The 17,090-nt window shown below is 68.9% G+C and carries 16 protein-coding genes; 6 read left to right on the forward strand and 10 right to left on the reverse strand.

Annotated features, from left to right (window positions below; genetic code table 11):
* From DIZ26_RS12325 to DIZ26_RS37850, 10 genes are all read right to left on the reverse strand, one after another.
* On the reverse strand, nucleotides 1-672 hold the full coding sequence (locus DIZ26_RS12325) for an alpha/beta fold hydrolase (protein WP_112240531.1): 672 nt from the start codon (nucleotides 670-672) through the stop codon (nucleotides 1-3).
* A gap of 52 nt (nucleotides 673-724) precedes the next feature.
* Nucleotides 725-1,963 carry an ATP-grasp domain-containing protein gene (locus DIZ26_RS12330; RefSeq protein ID WP_112240538.1) on the reverse strand — a complete coding sequence of 413 codons (1,239 nt, stop codon included), beginning with the start codon at nucleotides 1,961-1,963 and terminating at the stop codon, nucleotides 725-727.
* 9 nt (nucleotides 1,964-1,972) lie between these two features.
* Nucleotides 1,973-3,256 carry an MFS transporter gene (locus DIZ26_RS12335; RefSeq protein WP_112240540.1) on the reverse strand — a complete coding sequence of 428 codons (1,284 nt, stop codon included), beginning with the start codon at nucleotides 3,254-3,256 and terminating at the stop codon, nucleotides 1,973-1,975.
* On the reverse strand, nucleotides 3,253-4,509 hold the full coding sequence (locus DIZ26_RS12340; protein ID WP_112240542.1) for an ATP-grasp domain-containing protein: 1,257 nt from the start codon (nucleotides 4,507-4,509) through the stop codon (nucleotides 3,253-3,255). The genes DIZ26_RS12335 and DIZ26_RS12340 overlap by 4 nt, the downstream gene beginning before the upstream one ends.
* A 3-nt stretch (nucleotides 4,510-4,512) precedes the next feature.
* Nucleotides 4,513-4,890, reverse strand: coding sequence for a hypothetical protein (locus DIZ26_RS12345; RefSeq protein ID WP_157979686.1), 378 nt, complete (start codon nucleotides 4,888-4,890; stop codon nucleotides 4,513-4,515).
* Nucleotides 4,887-7,268 (reverse strand): FAD-dependent oxidoreductase, encoded by a 2,382-nt coding sequence (locus DIZ26_RS12350; RefSeq protein ID WP_112240545.1) that lies wholly within the window; start codon nucleotides 7,266-7,268, stop codon nucleotides 4,887-4,889. Before DIZ26_RS12350 ends, DIZ26_RS12345 begins: the two co-directional genes overlap by 4 nt.
* A gap of 4 nt (nucleotides 7,269-7,272) precedes the next feature.
* Nucleotides 7,273-8,640, reverse strand: a complete 1,368-nt coding sequence (locus DIZ26_RS12355; RefSeq protein WP_112240548.1) for a class I tRNA ligase family protein — start codon at nucleotides 8,638-8,640, stop codon at nucleotides 7,273-7,275.
* Nucleotides 8,633-8,992 carry a cupin domain-containing protein gene (locus tag DIZ26_RS12360; RefSeq protein ID WP_157979687.1) on the reverse strand — a complete coding sequence of 120 codons (360 nt, stop codon included), beginning with the start codon at nucleotides 8,990-8,992 and terminating at the stop codon, nucleotides 8,633-8,635. Before DIZ26_RS12360 ends, DIZ26_RS12355 begins: the two co-directional genes overlap by 8 nt.
* Before the next feature lie 376 nt (nucleotides 8,993-9,368).
* Nucleotides 9,369-9,779 (reverse strand): ferritin-like domain-containing protein, encoded by a 411-nt coding sequence (locus DIZ26_RS37845; RefSeq protein WP_112240552.1) that lies wholly within the window; start codon nucleotides 9,777-9,779, stop codon nucleotides 9,369-9,371.
* On the reverse strand, nucleotides 9,776-10,330 hold the full coding sequence (locus tag DIZ26_RS37850; RefSeq protein ID WP_112240554.1) for a cell division protein FtsK: 555 nt from the start codon (nucleotides 10,328-10,330) through the stop codon (nucleotides 9,776-9,778). Before DIZ26_RS37850 ends, DIZ26_RS37845 begins: the two co-directional genes overlap by 4 nt.
* A 132-nt stretch (nucleotides 10,331-10,462) precedes the next feature.
* Between DIZ26_RS37850 and rimP the strand changes: the two genes are divergently transcribed.
* The 6 genes from rimP to truB all read left to right on the forward strand — a co-directional run bounded on the left by rimP (nucleotide 10,463) and on the right by truB (nucleotide 17,074).
* Nucleotides 10,463-10,984: a ribosome maturation factor RimP gene (gene rimP, locus DIZ26_RS12375; RefSeq protein WP_112240556.1), complete on the forward strand. Its 522-nt coding sequence runs from the start codon at nucleotides 10,463-10,465 to the stop codon at nucleotides 10,982-10,984.
* On the forward strand, nucleotides 10,984-11,976 hold the full coding sequence (gene nusA, locus DIZ26_RS12380; protein ID WP_112240558.1) for a transcription termination factor NusA: 993 nt from the start codon (nucleotides 10,984-10,986) through the stop codon (nucleotides 11,974-11,976). Before rimP ends, nusA begins: the two co-directional genes overlap by 1 nt.
* Nucleotides 11,977-12,020: 44 nt before the next feature.
* A complete protein-coding gene (locus DIZ26_RS12385) occupies nucleotides 12,021-12,302 on the forward strand; it encodes a YlxR family protein (RefSeq protein WP_112240560.1) in 282 nt (93 codons plus the stop codon).
* Between the two features lie 187 nt (nucleotides 12,303-12,489).
* Nucleotides 12,490-15,654 (forward strand): translation initiation factor IF-2, encoded by a 3,165-nt coding sequence (infB, locus tag DIZ26_RS12390; RefSeq protein WP_112240563.1) that lies wholly within the window; start codon nucleotides 12,490-12,492, stop codon nucleotides 15,652-15,654.
* An 81-nt stretch (nucleotides 15,655-15,735) separates the two neighbouring features.
* Nucleotides 15,736-16,173 (forward strand): 30S ribosome-binding factor RbfA, encoded by a 438-nt coding sequence (gene rbfA / locus DIZ26_RS12395; protein WP_198676053.1) that lies wholly within the window; start codon nucleotides 15,736-15,738, stop codon nucleotides 16,171-16,173.
* A complete protein-coding gene (gene truB / locus DIZ26_RS12400; RefSeq protein ID WP_232828291.1) occupies nucleotides 16,154-17,074 on the forward strand; it encodes a tRNA pseudouridine(55) synthase TruB in 921 nt (306 codons plus the stop codon). Before rbfA ends, truB begins: the two co-directional genes overlap by 20 nt.
* Nucleotides 17,075-17,090: the final 16 nt, after the last annotated feature.

The raw sequence follows: 17,090 nt of genomic DNA on the forward strand, positions 1-17,090 counted from the left end.
TCAGGCGCCTCGGAGGTGGCTCGTCACCGCGGCGAGCCACCTCTGCGGCGCATGCCGGTGAATCCGATGGCCGGCGTCGACCGTCGCGATGGTTGCCGTAGGCATCTGTTGCGCGACGAGTTCGAAGCGGGACTGGTCGAGATGACTCTTCGGTCCACCCGCCAGCAGCAGCGTCGGTGCCGGCACCGCCATGAGCCCGTCCCACCACGCAGGTTGCGGCTTCCGTAACTCCGCCACGACCTCACGCAACATCAGCGGATCGAACTTCTTCCGCCCCAGCAACCCCATCACCCGCAGCGCCGCGCCCGTACCCGCCTTGACGCTCGGCGGCCCATCCTGAGCACCCCGCGGCGGTACCGGCAGCTCCTCCAGCACCAACCGCTCAACCCGCTCCGGCACCTGCACAGCAATGAGACTCGCCACGAACGCCCCGAGCGAATGCCCCACCAGCGTCACTCGCTCCAGCCCGAGCTCGTCCAACTCCCGCACCACGTCGTCGCGGAAGTCCTCCAGCCGGTACGCCCTACGCCGAGCCGCCCCGCGATGCCCAGCCAGCGTCGGGCAGTGCACCCGATAGCCCGCCTCTTCCAGGCCGGCCCGCACGCCGTCCCACGTCGCCGGCGCACTCCCGGCGGCGTGCAGACAGACCAGGTCCTTCAACTCTTCAGTCACGGAGACAGTGTCTACACGATTCGCGTAGACACTGTCTACCGCAGATCCGAAGTCAGGGTGCGTCGATGACGATGGCGGCTTCCATTTCGAGGACGCGTTGGTAGTCCTCGTCGAGGGTGGCTGCGTCGCTGTGGATGAGGATGACCCAGGCCAGGCAGGTGAAGAGGTCGACCGTCTCGGGGACGATCGCGTCTTCCTCGTGCAGGATCTTCATCCAGTGGAAGGACTTCAGCTCTTCGGCGGGAGCGAGCACCTCGCGGTTGCGGAAGTAGCCCTCCCGGACCGCGGAGATGAAGATGCCACGCAGGTGCTGGACCAGGTCGAAGCTGTCCCGCACCTCGCCGCGGACCCGGTGCGCGACGGTCCGCTTGATGTGGTTGTCGCCGGTGGCCAGTTCGCTGACCATCTGGTGACCGCCACCGGCCGGCCGGGCCGCGACCTCGATCAGGCGCGGTCCGTCGGCCGTCATCATCACCTCGGAGTGCCCGCACCCGACCCGGATGCCGACGGCATCGAGCACCTGCTGGGTGTACGGCCACAACGCCAGTACTTCGGGGTCGTCGGCCGCGAGGAAGTCGATCCGGTGGTAGATGCCGATCTTGTCGCCCCGGCTGACCTTGGTGTAGCGGCAGACGTCGACGAGCGAGTGCACCCCGTCCACCGAGTAGCTGTCCACCAGGTACTCGGTGCCCTCGGCGTACTCCTGGATCAGTACTGCGTCGTTGGTGATGCCCATCTTGTTGGTCCGGCCGAGCACCTGGTCGAACCGCTCCCGCCAGTCGCCGTCCTCGAAGACGATGTAGACCTCGTCGCCGGCGGCACTCTTCGGCGGCTTGATCACCAGCCGCTTGCCGAGCAGGTCGTTCTCCTTCAGCCAGTGCTCGGCCTCGGCCGGGTCGGACGTCAGGAACTGCCGCAGCCTCGGAACCCCAGCAGCAGAAAGCGCCTGGGCCATCTGCCACTTGTCCCGCCGCGCCGACGCCAGTTCAGGAACGTTCCCGCTGCCCGGTACCAGGATCTCGGTGAGCTGGTCGCACAACTCGACCCCACTCTCCGCCCCAGGCACCAGGTACTCCGGTTCGTACACCCGCAACTCCGCGGCCAGCGCCTCCACGTCACCCGTGAAGTAGTGCACGTGCTCGAAATCCTCCGGGTGCCAACTCGTCGTGTACGCCGGTGGCGGCTCCAGTCCGCTCAGGACCGCAACCGGCACCTGGCCGGCCTCCTTGAAGGCCGCCGGATATTCCTGACCGGTGGACAACGGGTCCACGATGATCGTGTAGCTAGACATGAGGCCCTCCTACGAGCTCTCGCTCGGCAACGGCTCGCTGGCCGGGGTGATGTCGACTGCTGGTTCCTCGGCGGCCGTGTCGGCTCCGCTGGACATGCCGAAGTACGCGAGGACGACGCCGATCGCGCCGGCCACGCCGCACCAGACCCAGACCCGGGTGCCGGCGTTGTTCCAGACCCACACGCCGAGAAAGGGACCGAGGGCGGAGCCCAGGCCGAACATGGCGTGGGCCGATCCGACGTACCGGCCGAGGAGCTTCGGCGTGGCGGCCATGCCCGGATAGGCGAACATGGTCGGACCGGCGATGATCTCGGCCAGCGTCCACAGCAGGGTGCCGATCACGAAGATCGCCACCCCGCCCGGCAGCGCGTAGAACGCGAGGCCGCCGCCGAGCAGGACGAAGCCGATGATCGCGACGATCCGGGCCGGCCAGTGCTGGACCACCTTGGTCACCAGCAACTCGCAGGTGATCACGATGAAGCCGTTCAGCGCGACGACCGCGCTGAACCACCAGGTGGACAGCCCTTCCGACTTCATGTGCAGCGGAAGGACGGCCAGGTACTGCATGTAGATCGCCGCGTTGATGAACATGCACACGAGGAACAGCACGTACTTGTAGTCCCGCAGTACGGCGAGGTAGCCGCCCTTCGGTTCCGGCGCGGCCGGGTCGTCGGCCGTGTCGTCGGCGACCGCCGCCGGCTTCCGGCCGGGCAGCGCGATGATCGCCACGGTCGCGTAGGCCAACGCGGCAAGGGCTTCGCCGATGAACAGCAGGTTCCACGAGATCGAGACCAGGGCGGCACCGATCAGCGGAGCCGCCGTCGTCCCGAGGTTCATCGCCAGCCGGTAGACCGCGAAGATCATCACCTGGCGGTTCTTCGGGGTCAGCTCGGTCAGCAGTGCCGCCGAGGCCGGCCGGTAGAACTGCCCGACCGCACCGGCCAGTGCGACCACGATCAGGACGGCGGTGTAGCTCGGGACGTAGGCGATTCCCAGCACGAACGCGGCCATGCCGAACATGCTGATCATCACCGCGGCCCGCGGCCCGACCTTGTCCGACAGCGAGCCGCCGATGATCAGGCCGATCACCGAGCCGCCGCCGTAGATGCCCAGCGCCGTACCGGCCTGGACGTCGGTGAAACCCTTCGAGGTGGTCAGGAACAGCACCAGGAAGACCTGCAGGAACCAGCCGAGCTTGTTCACGAAGACGCCGACCAGCAGCGCCTTCACCGGCAGCGGGGCGCCCTTGATGGTCGCCCAGATGCCGGTGCTCTCGTCGGTCGTCGAACTCATGGTGTCGCCTCTTCGGGTTCCTTGGGGTGGCCGGACCAGCGCAGCGCCTGCTCGGCCGCGTCGAGCCCGGCCCGGCAGTCGTCCAGCGTGGTGGCCACCACGGTCGCGTAGGCGATCCGGCCCCACAGCGTGCCGATCGGCGGGGGACTGGTGGTCGCGCCGGGCTCCATCAGCACGACGAGTTGGTCGATCGTTGCCGGCAGCCCCGATTCGTCGAAGCCGACCGAGTCGAGCACGGTGTCGTTCTCGTCGACGTAGAAGAACCGGACGCCCCCGACCATCGCCCGGTCAGGCACGAGTTCGGGGGTGCGGCCGCACGCCACCGCCGCGGCCGCGAGGCCTGGGTCGGCCCCGGTCGCCTGCAGGCCGAGGTACGGGATCATGTCGCCGCCGATCCGGGCGTTGATCTCGATCACCTTCGGGCCGTCGGCGGTGATCATGATCTCGGTGTGCGTGACGCCGTCGGTGAACCCGATCGCCGCGTGCGCGTCGGCCAGCACCTGCATCAGTTCCTGGTCGGCCAGCAGCGGGTCGGCCGCGTCGACGAAGTGACCGATCTCCTCGGCGTACGGCGGGTAGCCGATCTCCTTGCGGGCAAGGCAGAACGGCGTCACCTGGCCGTGGAAGATCGCCGAGTCGATGCTGATCTCGTAGCCGTCGGCGAACTCCTCGACCAGCACCTTGACGTCGTAGTGCGGCGCCTCGGGCACGGTGGTGTCGTGCGCGAACTCCCAGTTGTCCTTCAGCTCCTCGGCCGAGTTGACCTTCACCACGCCGAGGCTGGCGGCCAGCGCCCGTGGCTTCAGGATCACCGGGTAGCCGAGCTTGTCCGCCGTCTCGAGCGCCTCGTCGACGGTGTCCACCAGCACGGAGACCGGCTGGGGAACACCGCGCTCGGCGAGCGCCGTACGGGTCAGGTGCTTGTCGCGGCAGCGGTTGATCATCTCGACGTCGCCGCCCGGCAGGCCGAGCGTCTCGGCGATGTGGGCGGTCTGCAGGATGCGGGCCTCGTCCCAGCAGAGCACGCCGTCGATCGGCTGCTCGGCGTGCAGCTTCTTCGCCGCGACGACCAGCGCCTCGGCGTCGAGCGTGCTCTCCAGTACCGTCCAGCCCTCGATGTACTCCTTCTCCCAGGTCGGTTCCGCGTGCAGGAACATGTGGATCCGGTACTGCGGCGCGATCGAGCGCAGGATGTACTCCCGGAACAGGCGCATCCCGGTCGCCACCACCAGCAGGTGCGGTCTCGTCGTCATCTCTCAGACCTCCCTGATCGGAGCCGGGATCTGCTCGATGGAGGAGACCCCGCGAGTGCCGTCGCTACGGCGGAAGTGGTCGGTGATCCGGATGTTGCCGCGCAGGTCGTACTCCGGGATGCTGCGGCACTCGCCGCTGACCAGCTCGCCGTCAGCGGTCAGCAGGCAGTAGGCACCCCTGATCGTCCCGTCCGGTTGCATTCGGCCGACCAGCCGCCCGCTGCGCAGCGATCCACCCGCGTAGAACTCGGCCCAGACCAGGTCGTCCTCGCGGTGATACTGCCCGTACGGCGTACTCGCGCTCGGGTCGTCCCGGACGAGCTGGAACCAGACGCCGTCGACATCGGGTACAGCCGAAGGCTCGGGAGCAGCGGCGGTCACCACTTCACCGCGCACAGCTCGTCGGAGATCGGGTAGATCTCCCGGTCGAACATCGAGTTGAGCACGATCGCGGCCCGGACCGGGAGCTGCGTCAGCCCCGCGTTCGTCAGGCCGTGGCTGTACCGGCTCGCGTTGAACGAGAAGATCCGGTGGCCGTTCATGCCCTTCCAGCGCACCGAGTAGTCGGGCTCGACCAGCATCTCGCCGTCGTCGTCGTAGTCGATCCGCTCCCGCAGGTCGTCGTCGAACGGAGCCTGCACGTGCTCGCGGCCCGCGGCGATCACCAGCCGGCGTACCTCGTGCTCCTCCGGCATCGCCGGGGTCGTGCAGCGCAGCCGAATGGTGCCGTCGGCAAGCTGTTCGGCCGAGGTGACGTCGCGGCCGGGCAGCAGCGTCACCGGGAACCGGCCGAGCGTGAGCAGGCCGTCGTAGTTGCCCTGGTACAGCGCCTTCAGGCCGCCCGGCGTGATCGCGTCGCCGGAGTAGCGGGAGTCCACGATCATCTCCCGGCGCTTCGACCGGTTCAGCCCCTGCAGGAACTCGATGTGTGAGGGCCGGTACAGCTCGTTGGCCATCGGGGAGTCGTCGATACTGCGGAACCACTGGTTGCGGCCGATCCAGCGGATGTCGGTGAAGCCGGAGCCGAGCAACCGCAGTACACATTCGAGACCGGTCTGGCCGCCGCCGATCACCGCGACGGGGTCGGCCTTGTCGGCGTCCATACCGGGCAGCCGGGCGCCGAGCTCGTCGGCGATGAAGGCCCGCTCGGAGTCCAGCCCGCGGACGTACTCCGGCCAGACCGGCCGGGTGCCGAGGCCGAGGACGAGGTGCTCCGACAGCGCGACCGGCGTACCGTCCACGCAGATCTGGAAGCCCTCGTCGGTGATCGAGACCGAGTCCACCCGGCAGTCGAAGTTGACCACGCCGAGCCGCTCGGTGGCCCAGGCGAGGTAGCGCTCGTACTCGATCCGGGGCAGCGCGTCGAACTGGGAGTTGATCAGCGCGTAGAGCCGGCCGGACGTGACCAGGTAGTTCAGGAACGTCAGTTCGTGCCGTGGATCGACCAGCGAGACCAGGTCCTTCATCCAGCCGGTCTGCATCCGCACCCCGGGGTACAGCAGCGGGGTGTGCCAGCCGGCCACCGGGCGGGAGTCGAACAGGGCCAGTTTCTCGGTGGTGACGTTCTTGTACAGGGCCGCCAGCGACAGGTTCGACGGACCGGCACCGATGCCGATCGTGTGGTACCTGGGCGGGTGGCCGGTGCCTCGTTCCGAATTCGTCATGCGCTTGTTCTCCGTCCGCGAAGTGGTGGTGCGCGTGGATTCCCCGGTGACGAGCGGGCCGAGCAGATCGCTCGCTGCCGTCCGGCTTGCGGCCAGCGCGGTTTTCACGCTGCCGCCGGACCCACCGGTGAAAGTGAAGAGCCGATGTGTGCTGCCGAGTACCGACCAGAGCGTCAGTACCGGCGGATCGGCATAACAGTCGGCGTTGGAGACCGTGTGCCTGGTCCCCAGCAGCCTGAGGTGTGGCAGCCGCTCGCCGGCGATCCGGACGGCCTCGGTGGCCAGGTCCGGGACCGGCTTGCTGCTGCCTGGTGGTACCGACCAGCGGTGGGTGTCGACGCCGAGGAGGAGTCCTCCGTCGGCGGTCGGGCGCCCGTACAGATCGCTGGTCTCGTCGATGAACATGGTCGGCAGGGCGCCGTCCACGTCGTACACGGCGACCTGGATCGCCTTGGTCCGGTAGGGCTCGGCAGGCAACGCGTTGCCCGCGAGCAGTCCCGGCGTCCACGGTCCGGCGGCCACCACGACCACGTCGTACCGACAGCTGTCGCCTGGTGTGCGGCAGCTGACCGATCCGTCGGGGTGGGGGACCAGACCGAGCACAGGGCCCGGTACGACCCTGCTGTCTTCACCGCTCGCCAGTTCGCTGATGACCAGCGAGCGAAGTTGATCCGGCCGGATGAAACCGGCCCGCTTCTCCAGTACGCCGACCGTGCCGTCCGGCAGCCCGTGCCAACCACGCCCGCGCAGAGCGCTCGCGTCGACGATCTCGGTCGAGCCGGGATGCAAGTGCTCCACCTCGGCGACGGCCGCCTCGAGCCCGGCGTACGGCGTGAGCAGGTAGGTGCACCCGGTCTCCACGTAGCCGGCCTGATCGAGCAGATCCGGGGTCTCGAACAGCTCCGCCAGACTCTCGGCCGCCAGCCGGCGCTGCTCGGGGTGCGTCTCGAAACCCCGTACGCCGCCACCCGATGCCGCGGTGGCGTCAGTGCCCGGTACGCCGGTGACCAGGTCGACCTGTACGCCGGGATAGCTGGTCAGCCGCCTGGCCAACAGGGTGCCGGCGATACCGGCACCGATCACACAGATCCGCATCGCTCTACTCGCCTGCCCCGGTCAGGGCCGCCCGCAGCGGGCCGGTGTCCCGGACCCCGGCGGCGAGCAGGTCGATCATGATCCGGACCGCCAGCGCCGGGTCGAAACCGGACGGCCTGAGCGCGTCCTGCGCCCGGGCCAGTTCGATCTCGGCGAGCACCGGGTGGAGCGGCTCGGCACAGGTCCGGGTGCCGTCGAGCAATGGCCCGATCCGGTCGGCAAAAGCGCGGAACGCTTTCCAGCTGAAGTCACTGCGATAACGGTCCGGGCGGTCCCAGGCCAGGTAAAGCCGGACTATTCCCGGGTCCTCGTCGCGGAGTATTTCGTTCGCTCCGACGACGTGATTGCGGCTGGTCGAGAATTTGCTGCCGTCGAGCAGGTAGAACTCATTCACGACTAGACCGGAAACCGGTAACGGATTCACGCCGGCCGCGGCCCAGACAGCCTGCCAGTACAAGGCGTACCAGTAGGCGTTGTCGAGGCCGAGGAAGTGCCAGAGGTTTTCCACCCGGCCGAGTGCGGCCAGGTATCCGGGCAGATCGGCGGCGGCCGGATCGACCGCTTTGGCGACGTTGTAGAGATCGGTCAAGGCGACCTCGGTGTAAGGGCCGATCCGCAATCCACTGAGTGCCGCGTCGCCTTCGATACCCCAGTTCGTCGGGTAGGCCAGCGCGATCTCCGGCAGGCCGTCGGCCAGTTGCCGGCCGATCAGGGCGCGGACCGACGGCGGAAGCTCGGCGCGTAGCCACATGGCCGTCAGAGCTTCGCGGTGATCCTCCATTCGCAGTACCGGAACCGTTGCCTGGAAGGGCCGTGGCTCGCCACCGCACCGGCCGCAGACCGGATCGATCATCGAGTCGACGTAGGTGAACGCCCCGCACTGCTCGCACGCGCCTCCTGCCGCTGGAGCCTTGCAACCGCGGCAGAGACCGACCAGGTAGGACTCGTGCAGGGTGCGCGAGCAGTCGCTGCAGGCATGCAGTGTGACCTCGCGCATCGGCGTGGCCCCGCTGGCGACCAGGTGGTTCATCAGCTGCCGGATGATCGGCGCGTGCTCGTCGGTCAGCGGGTCGCTGAACCGGTCGTAACCGATCCGGGCGAGTTCGTAGGTCTCCCTGATGTCGGCGCGGAAATCCGCCGTCATCACGCCGACCTCGACGCCTTCGCGTTCGGCCCGGGTGAGCACGTAGTTCTGGTGGACGTCCAAGCCGGTCGTGACGACGACCCGCTCGCCCCTGGCCCGTGCGGCCCTGGCGGCGATGTCGGCGGCGACATAGGGACCCGCCAGGTGGCCGAGGTGCAGTGGCCCGTTGACGGTCGGCTGCGGGAAGGTGATCACCGTGACCGGTTCGATCCCGTCCTGGTCAGGCATGATCGGCCGTCACTGCCTCGACCGGTCTGTCATCGGCGACGGGCATCCAGTAGGCGCTGAAGACCGTCAGAAGTTCGTCGTCCGAACGATTCTGTACGACGTGTGCCTCGGTGCTGCTGAGCAGGAACGCGTTGCCGTGGGTGATTTCGTGCTCCGCGCCGCCGACCAGCACGTGCGCGGTCCCCGCGACGACGATCGACAACTCCAGTTCGGGATGCTGGTCGATCGGGCTCTCCGAACCTGGTGGAACGCTGTACCACATTGCCTGGAAAGGCATTTGCCCGCCGAGTTCGTATTGCTCCCAGCGAACGACCCGGAGGTCTTTCACAAACAGGCTCTCGCCGGTGATCAAATCGAATGTACGCATGCTTCGCTACCCTCCGTAGCCGATCCGCGACGCGGCTCAAGAAGTTGAGTGAAATGCACTGAAGGCACGGTCAGACGCTTTGATTCAGCCTTGGACGATCACCGACGTCGCAGTGCTCCCGACCACCATCGGGACCAGAACTTCTTTGCTGCGTTGGTGATTACCCGGCGACCCCCCAGTCTCCGTGGCCGAAAATATAGGGAAGGTCGCGCTCCGAGTAAAGGGGAGTACGCAACGAATTTCAGATCACCCGTAACCGGGCCGGAAATCCTTCGTTATAGCACCGTTTTGGCAGCGTTCGGTGAACGCGCGGGCACACACCGAAACCGGTATGGTGCGGAATCCTTGCGGTGCTGCCGACTCAGCTCTGGCCGGGGAAGGCCTGCGCGGTGCCGCCCCAGGTGAGCTGGGCGCGGGACGTCGCGATCAGAGCCTGGATCGCCAGGGCCCGGACCGGTTCCTTCTCGGCGGCCTCGACCAGGTCGGCGTACACGACCGACAGTCGCCGCTCGATCAGCAGTACCAGCGCCACGGCCGACGCCGTACCGGTGACAGGTTGCGGCAGGTCGTACGCCGGTTCGGCGGCGACCGGGGTCTCGCCGTCGTCGGCGAGCAGGTCGGCCAGTTGGTCGCGGCGCCGGCGGTGCTCCCCGAAGGACGCCGTGGCCTGGGCGAACCGTGCGCCGGAAAGCTTGCCGCCGGCCACGCCGACGCCGTACATGGCCGCGTGTTCGCCGGCGAGTGCGGCCTGGAGAGCTTCCTTCTCGGTCAAGACGCCGCCTTCTTCTTGCCGCCGACGGTCAACGTGGCCGCGAGCTGGCTCTCGGCCGCCGCCAGCATCGCGAGCCACCGGGCCGCTTCCCCGGACACCTTCGCGGCCGCGGTCGCGTGACTGACGGACAACTTCTGCTCCCGGCCGGCCAGGTCCGCGAGAGCCGCGGCCGCGGTGCCCGGTACTGCGGGGAGCTTGCCGGGCTGGGGTGGCTCGAAGCCGCCCACCTCTTTGAGCTTGGCGAACTGGGTCGCGTGGTTCTTCACGCCGGCCGCGAGCTGGGCCCGGAGTTTCGGATAGGCCTGCAGGACCTGGCTGTAGCGGAGCGAGAGTTGCGCGACCTGGGTGGCGGCGGTGGTCAGTGCGGCGACGACGACCGGGTCGGTACTCGGCGGCGGCGGGGTCGGACCGTCCGGCCCTTCGGTGGCGCCCGGCGTACCGCTGTGGTCTTTCTCGTCCTCGCAGCCGGTCAGCAGGGTCGCCGAACCCGCCACGACGGCGGCGCTCCGGAGAACAGCACGTCGCGACAGTCGAGAAGGCTCGGTCTGCACGGCCCGAACGATATCCCGGACCCAGGCGCATGGCCGGACCACCCGGCGGGCCGGATAAGGTGGGCTACTGCCCTTGGCCGGATGGCCGGGGTGCGCAACGGGTGACACAACTGGAGAGAGGCAGGTCTACCTGTGAGCCGAAAGACTGACCACACGGACCCCACGAGCCTCGAGAACTTCCTGCGGCCGATCGTCGAGCAGTTCGGTTGCGACCTGGAAGACGTTGACGTCTCGGCGGCCGGCAAGCGGCGGCTGCTGCGGGTGCTGGTCGACCGCGACGGTGGCATCAGCCTGGACGACGTCGCCGAGGTGACCCGGGCGATCTCCAAGGCCCTGGACGCCGACGACGTGATGGGCGACGGCGCTTACGTGCTGGAGGTGTCCAGCCCCGGGGTGGACCGGCCTCTCACGCTGCCCCGGCACTGGCGGCGCAACGTCACCCGGCTGGTCGCCGTCACGCTGGCGGGCGGCCACAAGGTGACCGGGCGGATCAGGTCCGCCACCGACGACACGGCCGAGCTGGACGTCCGGGGCCAGACCCGGACGATCGCGTTCGCGGACGTGGAGAAGGCCAAGGTCCAGATCGAGTTCAACCGGCCAGCCGGCACCGACGACACTGAATCCGCCGTTGACGGCGCGGTAGAGGAGAACTGATGGATATCGACATGGCCGTCCTGCGGTCACTGGAACGCGAGAAGGACATCGCGTTCGACATCGTCGTGGAGGCGATCGAGCAGGCTCTGCTGGTGGCCTACCACCGGACCGAGGGCGCACAGCAGCAGGCGCGGGTCGAGCTGGACCGCAAGAGCGGGCACGTCACCGTGTTCGCCCGCGAACTCGCCGAGGACGGCACGGTGGCGCGCGAGTTCGACGACACGCCCGCCGACTTCGGCCGGATCGCGGCGACCACGGCCAAGCAGGTCATCCTGCAGCGGCTGCGCGACGCCGAGGACGAGGTCCGCTACGGCGAGTTCTCCGGCAAGGAGGGCGACATCCTGTCCGGCGTCATCCAGCAGGGCCGCGACCCGCGCTCGGTGATGGTCGACCTCGGCAAGATCGAGGCGGTGCTGCCTGCCCCGGAGCAGGTACCGGGGGAGAAGTACGAGCACGGCTCGCGGCTGCGGGTCTACGTCGTCGGTGTCCGGAAGGGCTTCAAGGGCCCGCAGATCACCGTCTCCCGGACGCACCCGAACCTGGTGAAGAAGCTGTTCGCCCTCGAGGTGCCGGAGATCGCCGACGGCACCGTCGAGATCACCGCGATCGCGCGCGAGGCCGGGCACCGGACCAAGATCGCGGTCCGGACGCTGAACCCGTCGGTGAACGGCAAGGGCGCCTGCATCGGCCCGATGGGCCAGCGGGTGCGCAACATCATGCACGAGCTGCACGGCGAGAAGATCGACATCATCGACCACAGCGACGACCCGGCCACCTTCGTCGGGAATGCCCTGTCGCCGGCGCAGGTTTCTTCCGTGGAGGTCGTCGACGCCGCTGCCCGCGCCGCGCGGGTCGTCGTACCGGACTACCAGCTGTCGCTGGCGATCGGCAAGGAAGGGCAGAACGCCCGCCTCGCGGCCCGGCTGACGGGCTGGCGGATCGACATCCGGCCGGATACGGATGTGACTCGTGGGGACGAGAAGGTAGACTGATCTCTCGGTCGGTCGACTGAGTCGTCACCACACCCTGAGGAACAGTGATCCAAACTGCAGACGCGCGCCCTGAGAAGGTTCGGGAGCGTACCTGCATCGGGTGTCGGAAGCGGTCCAGTCCGACCGATCTGCTGCGGATGACGGTGTCCGGAGGACTTGTCCTCCCGGATCCCGAGCATCGGGCACCCGGCCGTGGGGCGCACCTGCACCCGGCGACCGGATGTCTCGACCTCGCCGAGCGACGGAAAGCGTTCCCACGGGCCTTCAAGGTCGCGGGACCGTTGGACATCACGCTCGTGCGGGAACTGGTCGAGCGGCAGCAGTAACAGCAAGACCAAGTGCGGTCACCAGGGCCGCCCGCGACAACCGTCGCGACGACATGAAGGCGGGTCATCGACTCATGACTACTCGATGAGTGTCCAAAAGTGATGGATACACAGCGATGAGTGCAATGCGATGAGCATGTACGTCGATTAACGGTCCGCGCCCCAGGCTCGGACCAGAGGGAGAGTAGTGGCAAAGGTCCGGGTCTACGAGCTCGCGAAAGAGCTCGGAGTTACCAGCAAGGTCGTTCTGACCAGGCTGAACGACATGGGAGAGTTCGTCCGATCGGCGTCCTCGACGATCGAGGCACCCGTCGTACGACGGTTGGCGGAGGAGTTCGAGAAGAACCCGCCGAAGAAGCGCGCGGCCAAGAAGGCCGCCGCCAGTACTTCGCCTGCGACCGCGCAGGCAACAGCGCCGGTGACCCCGGCGGACAACGCACCCGAGGTCGCCGCGTCGACTCCGGCACCGGCTGTGGAGACCGAGCGCAGCGCGCCGGCCGCCCAGGCGGCTCCGGTCGCGGCCGAGCCGACGGTGACCGAGAAGGCCACGCCGGCCGCGGGAACGTCCGCGCCGTCGCCGGCTCGTCCGGGTCCGCGTCCTGGCCCCAAGCCAGGTCCGCGCGTCGAGGCCACGCCGGCCCCGGCCGCCGAGACCCCCGCGGTCGAGGCTCCGTCCTCGCCCGCGCAGCCCGCGTTCGAGGCGCCTGCCGCCAAGGCTGCACCGGCTCCGGCCGATGCTCCGGCGGCGCAGGCTCCGGCCGCACAGGCTCCGGCCGCACCGAGCCCGGCTCCGGCCGCGCCGCGGTCGGCCGACGCTCCGTCCCGTCCCGCGCCGCGTCCCGGCGTACCGGGCAACGCTCCCCGGCCGGGTGGCAACGCCCCTCGTCCGGGTGCGCCGCGTCCGGGTGGATCGCCCCGTCCGGGTGCTCCGGGTGGGCGTGACGGCGGCCAGGGCGGCCGTCCGGGCGCTCCGCGTCCGGGCAACAACCCCTTCAGCTCGACCCAGGGCATGCAGCGCGGTGGCGCCCGTCCTGGTCCGGGTGGTGGCGCTCCGGCGGCACCGGCCCCGGGTGGTACGCCGGCAGGCATGCCGCCGCGGCCGGCTCAGGCCCGTACCGGTGGCACCGACCGGCCGCGTCCGTCCGGCGGCGTGCCGGGCGCACCGCGTCCGAACCCGGCGATGATGCCGAAGTCCTCGGCCGGTACCTTCACCGGTCGTCCGTCCGGTCCGGGCGGCGGCGGTGGCGCGGGTGCCGGTGGTGGCGGCCGTGGCCGTCCCGGCGGCGGTTCCGGCGGTCCCGGCGCGGGTGCGCGTCCGGGTGGCGGTGGTGGTGGCGGCGGCTTCCGTCCGGGTGGTGGCCCCAGCGGCCCGCCCGGTGGTGGCGGTGGCGGTCGCCCGGGCCCGGGCAACCGGGGCCGGGGCGGAACGCAGGGTGCCTTCGGGCGTCCGGGCGGTCCGGCCCGTCGTGGTCGCAAGTCCAAGCGCGCCAAGCGCCAGGAATTCGACAACATGCAGGCTCCGGCCGTCGGCGGCGTGCGCGTCAAGCACGGTGACGGCGAGGTCGTGAAGCTGGCCCGTGGCGCCTCGCTGACGGACTTTGCCGAGAAGGTCGGCGTCGACCCGGCGTCGCTGGTCCAGGTGCTGTTCCACCTGGGCGAGATGGTGACCGCGACCCAGTCGGTCAACGAGGAGACCCTCGAACTGCTCGGCACCGAGCTGAACTACGACGTTCAGGTCGTCTCGCCGGAAGACGAGGACCGCGAGCTGCTGGAGTCCTTCGACATCGACTTCGGTACCGACGAGGGTGGCGAGGGCGAGCTGGCGGCCCGGCCGCCGGTGGTGACCGTGATGGGTCACGTCGACCACGGTAAGACGAAGCTGCTGGACGCGATCCGGCACGCGAACGTCGTGGCCGGCGAGGCCGGTGGCATCACCCAGCACATCGGTGCGTACCAGGTGACCACCGAGGTCGACGGCCAGGAACGCGCCATCACCTTCGTCGACACCCCGGGTCACGAGGCGTTCACCGCCATGCGTGCCCGTGGTGCGCAGGCCACCGACATCGTCATCCTGGTGGTCGCGGCCGACGACGGCGTGATGCCGCAGACGATCGAGGCACTGAACCACGCCCGGGCGGCGAACGTCCCGATCGTGGTCGCGGTGAACAAGATCGACGTACCGGCGGCCGACCCGACCAAGGTCCGCGGTCAGCTCACCGAGTACGGCCTGGTGCCCGAGGAGTACGGCGGCGACACGATGTTCGTCGACGTCTCGGCGAAGTCGCGGATCAACATCGACGGCCTGCTCGAAGGCGTCATCCTGACCGCGGACGCGGCGCTGGACCTCCGGGCCAACCCGGACATGCCGGCCCAGGGTCTCGCGATCGAGGCGCACCTGGACAAGGGCCGTGGACCGGTGGCGACCGTGCTGGTGCAGCGCGGAACGCTGAAGGTCGGCGACTCGATGGTGGCCGGTCCGGCGTACGGACGGGTCCGGGCGATGCTCGACGAGCACGGCAACTCGCTGCAGGAGGCGCTGCCGTCGCGTCCGGTGCTGGTACTCGGTCTGACCGCAGTGCCGGGAGCGGGCGACAAGTTCCTGGTCGTCGACGACGACCGGATGGCTCGCCAGATCGCCGAGAAGCGGGAAGCCCGGGCACGTGCCGCGGCCAACGCGAAGCGGCGCGCACGTCGTACGCTCGAGGACTTCATGGCCTCCATGGAGAAGGGGCAGAGCCAGGAACTGCTGCTCATCCTCAAGGGCGACGGCTCCGGTTCGGTCGAGGCGCTGGAAGACGCGCTGGTCCGGATCGAGGTCAGCGATGAGGTCAACCTGCGGGTGATCGACCGTGGTGTCGGTGCCATCAACGAGAACGATGTCAACCTGGCCATCGCCTCCGACGCCGTCATCATCGGCTTCAACGTGCGGCCGGCCGGCAAGGCCGGTGACCTGGCCGAGCGCGAGGGCGTGGACGTCCGGTACTACTCGGTCATCTACCAGGCGATCGACGACATCGAGGCGGCCCTGAAGGGCATGCTGAAGCCGGTCTACGAGGAAGTTTCTCTGGGCCAGGCGGAGATCCGGGAGATCTTCCGCTCGTCGAAGGTCGGAAACATCGCCGGTTGCTGGGTGACCACCGGGGTCATCCGTCGCAACGCCAAGATCCGGCTGATCCGCGACGGTGCGGTGATCGTGGACAACGGCGACCTGTCGTCGCTCAAGCGGTTCAAGGACGACGCGTCCGAGGTCCGCGAGGGCTTCGAGTGTGGTCTGACCGTGCAGAACTACAACGACATCAGGATCGGCGATGTCGTCGAGGCGTTCGAACTGCGCGAGAAGCCGCGCAGCTAAGAGCCTCTAGTAACGTCCGGAGTGGCGGTGTGAGCCGCCGCTCCGGACGTTGTTCATGTCTGAATGAAGGAGTGAGCCCTGATGGGTGAAGCAAGGGCTAAGCAACTGGCCGACCGGATCCAGGTCCTGGTGGCCGAACTGCTGGAGCGCCGCGTGAAGGATCCCCGTCTGGGCTTCGTCACGGTGACGGACGCGAAGCTGACCGGAGACCTGAGTGAGGCGAGCGTCTTCTACACCGTGTACGGCGGTGAGCAGGAGCGCGCGTCGACCGCGGCCGCGCTGGAGTCGGCCCGTGGCCTGATCCGCAGCGAGGTCAGCAAGGCTCTCGGTCTGCGGCGCGCTCCGAGTCTGGCGTTCTACCTGGACGCGATCCCGGAGACCGCGGGCCAGATCGAGGAACTGCTGGAGAAGGCCCGGCAGGCCGACGCCGAGGTGGCCAAGGCCGCCGCCGGTGCCAAGCCGGCCGGCGACGCCGACCCCTACAAGCACCGCGAGGACGATGAGTCCGACGACGAGTGACTCGCTCGCCGCGACCATGATCGTTGCCGACGGCATCGTTGTGGTGGACAAGCCGGCCGGGCTGACCTCGCACACGGTGGTGGCCAGGATTCGCAAGCTGGCCGGCACCCGCAAGGTCGGCCATGCCGGCACCCTCGACCCGATGGCCACCGGCGTCCTGGTGGTCGGGCTCAACCGCGCCACCAGGCTGCTCGGCCATCTGCAACTGGCCGACAAGTCCTACGACGCGACGATCCTGCTCGGCGCCTCGACCAGTACCGACGACCGCGAGGGCGAGATCGTCACCACCGCTTCGGTGGAGGCGCTCGCCTCGGTGACCGTCGAGGGGATCGAGGCAGCCGTCGCAGGGTTCCGCGGCGAGATCTCGCAGGTTCCGTCCAAGGTCTCCGCGATCAAGGTCGACGGCAAGCGGGCCTACGAGCGGGTCCGGGCCGGCGAAGAGGTCGCCCTCAAGGCCCGCACGGTGACGGTCAGCCGGTACGACGTGGTCGATGTCCGGCCCGGTCCTTCCGGGATCGAGGTGGACGTCTCGGTCGACTGCTCCAGCGGCACCTACATCCGCGCGCTGGCCCGCGACCTGGGCACTGAACTCGGCGTCGGGGGTCACTTGACGATGCTCCGGCGTACGCGCGTCGGCACCTTCGGGATGTCGACCGCCCACACGCTGGAGGAGCTGGCCGAGTCGTTCAGCTATCTGCCGATCGCCGAGGTCGCGGCGGACACGTTCCCGCGGTACGACGCCGACGCGGAGCAGGCAGCCGCTATTCGTACCGGTCGGCCGCTTCCCGGCCTGAAACTGGCGGCGGGACAGACCGCCATGTTCGATCCCATGGGCACGTTCCTGGCGCTCTACGAGCCGCACGGCCCGCTGGCCAAACCCACCGCAGTCTTCGTGAGCTGATCAACCCCGACTCGAC

Source organism: Kribbella monticola, from assembly GCF_003261635.1.
Lineage (GTDB): Bacteria > Actinomycetota > Actinomycetes > Propionibacteriales > Kribbellaceae > Kribbella > Kribbella monticola.